Here is a 2,701-nt window from a genome sequence, read left to right on the forward strand (position 1 = left end):
TTTGATCAAGCGCATGCGCCCACTATGGCAGGGACGGTCCGATAGCGAGGTCCCGTGCGATCAGGCCGTGTCGGAGATCAGGCTGTTCCACAGCGGACAACCAGCTCGAACGGCCCGGTGGCTCGCCGAACTGCCACCACGGACAACGCATCGGCCTCAACTTCATGGGCCGTCCAGACGGACGACATCCGCCTCAGACGCTGCCGGAATGCGGGCCCAGCCTTCCGCGATGGCTGCGGGGCCCGCTTCCTACAGACGGTGGGCACGTCGACGGGAAGCGCCGCGACGACTTCGGGTTCACCGCCCGAGCGGCGGGCGCCAACGTCAGATCTCATTCAGGCCGTGACCAGCAGCTACCCGAACACGCAATGGCCCTGGGCCGATGGCCTGGGCTTCTGTGCCGAGCCGCCTGACGGAATCGAACCGTCGACCTACGCATTACGAGATCAAGACGAGCGACCCGGCGAGATGGGCGGTTGGGCTGCTAGCAGCGGAAACGGCTCTCGACATCTCTCACTGCTCCCCCGCCGTCCGTCGACCTCTTGCGGACTAGATGCGGACCGCTTGCCCCGCTGCACGTTCGTGCCGGGCCGATCCTCGTGGCCGTTGCTGGCGGATCGCGCTCAATCGGCCCGGACCGCGGCTTCTGACCCTGCCCTGTCCTGAGTCGCGCGCTGCCGTCGCCGCAGCATCACGGCTGACACCAGGTAGCCCACACCGCAGACCGCCCACAGTGCGGCAAATACCCAATGCCACGGCGTGGGGTCTCCGACGGCCACGACTACCCACCCGACGGCCAGGAAGAGCCAGACGCCTGCCCTGATGAAACCCTGCTTCGGTGTCTTTGCTGTCTGCCACCACGGGTTCTTGGCTGGCTTCATATTGGAGATTTTCGCACTCATCACAGGACCACGCCGCCCTGAGCGGCCTCGGGATAGAAGAAGATCATGGATGGCTGTTCAGGTGGTGGCTCCCCTGGTCAGCCCGTCCGTGGTTGTCGGGCGTTGTCGGCTTCAACGGGCGGCCTTGGCTGTACGGATGGCTGTACGGTCACGGGCAGGGTGCAGCGACGTGGATTGGCGCAGCAAGTTCCAGCCACGAGGGGATGAGGTGTCGACCGGCTCGATGGCCTAGAACCGCTGCACGCTGATCGTTGTTCTGTTTTGGATGGAGGACTGGTGCTGGCTCCGCTGCGGTATGGCGCGTTCCGATACCTGGCTGTTGGCCGTCTGGTCAACATGGTGGGTAACGGTGTCGCTCCGATCGCACTGGCCTTCGCCGTGCTCGATCTGACCGGGTCGGTGCGTGACCTGGGCCTTGTGGTCGGCGCGAGATCTCTGATGACTGTGCTGTTCGTGCTCTTTGGCGGGGTGGTGGCCGACCGGATCCCGCGCCGGTTGGTGCTAGTCGGCTCCAATGTGCTGGGTGCGCTGACCCAGGCAGCAGTGGCCGGCCTGGTGCTCAGCGGCACGGCGACAATTCCGCTGCTGCTGGCGCTCGGTGCGGCCAACGGCATCGTGAGCGCGCTGGCTCAGCCAGCCTCGGCCGCCGCGACGCCGCAGACGGTGCCGCCGGAGCTGATCCAGCCGGCCAACGCGATCATCCGGCTGGGCATCAACGCGGGCATGATCGGTGGCGCTTCGCTCGGTGGCCTCCTAGTGGCCGCCGTCGGCCCCGGCTGGGGCCTCGCCGTCGACGCACTCGCCTTCGCCGTCGCAGCCGTGGCGTTCGCCGGAGTCCGGGTCGCTGCCCCACCAGCGGAGAAGGCCCACACCAGCGTCATTAACGACCTCCGGGAAGGCTGGACCGCGTTCACCGCGCGCACCTGGGTCTGGGCGGTGGTGCTCGGTTTCATGATCCTCAACGCGGCCCTCGCCGGCGGCGTCAACGTGCTCGGCCCGGCCGTCGCCGACGAGACGATCGGCCGAAGCGCCTGGGGCGTGGTGTTGGCGGCTGAAACCGCCGGAATGGTACTGGGCGGTCTCATTGCGTTGCGGGTCCGGGTACGCCGGCTGCTGCTGCTCGGGGTGGCCTGCATGTTCGCCGAGTCGTTCCTGTTGCTGGGCCTGGCCCTCGCACCTACCATCGCCGTCCTACTTGTCGCCGGAGTAGCGGTCGGAATCGCCGTCGAACAGTTCGCGGTGGCCTGGGACACGTCGATTGCGCAGCACATCCCACCTGATCGACTGGCGCGCGTCTACTCCTATGACATGTTGGGATCCTGGATCGCCATTCCACTCGGCCAGATCGCGGTCGGACCGCTCGCTGCGGCGATCGGCACCCGCGACACGCTGCTGATCCTCGCGACACTGGTGGTGCTCTCCGTTCTCGGCATGCTGGCCAGCCGAGAAGTCCGCCGGCTACAGGCGATAAGCCCCGCCCGCGGCGCGGACGCAGCACAGGCCGGGTCAGCCGATGGTGGACCAGGTGATGTCGCAACCGCCGAACCAGTTGCCCGCGCCTGACTCAACCGGGCAGCAGCATCAATCCCGGAGGCCAATTGGTTTGCGCCCGACCCTCGGCCCGTCCTCGGCCGTAGCCCGTCGCGATATGTCACCTGTGGCTGCGTGGTAAGCCGCGAAACGGCGGATCTCCTCGTCGGGCAGTCGTAGACCGTCCAGCCTCCCCGGACGGGGACAAGGTGGAGCGCCCTACCGGACGAACGACCTTGGCCCCGTCCGGGGAGGCTGGTAGCCCTTGT

The 2,701-nt window shown here is 67.2% G+C and carries 1 protein-coding gene; it reads left to right on the forward strand.

Translation table 11 applies throughout. From position 1 onward, the window contains the following. Nucleotides 1-1,178: 1,178 nt before the first annotated feature. The gene (locus tag ABZS42_RS31850) at nt 1,179-2,465 is read left to right on the forward strand and encodes an MFS transporter (RefSeq protein WP_355151664.1); all 1,287 of its coding nucleotides are present in this window, start codon (nt 1,179-1,181) and stop codon (nt 2,463-2,465) included. Nucleotides 2,466-2,701: the final 236 nt, after the last annotated feature.

The sequence above is a fragment of the Micromonospora sp. NPDC005367 genome, assembly GCF_040606825.1.
Taxonomy (GTDB): domain Bacteria; phylum Actinomycetota; class Actinomycetes; order Mycobacteriales; family Micromonosporaceae; genus Micromonospora.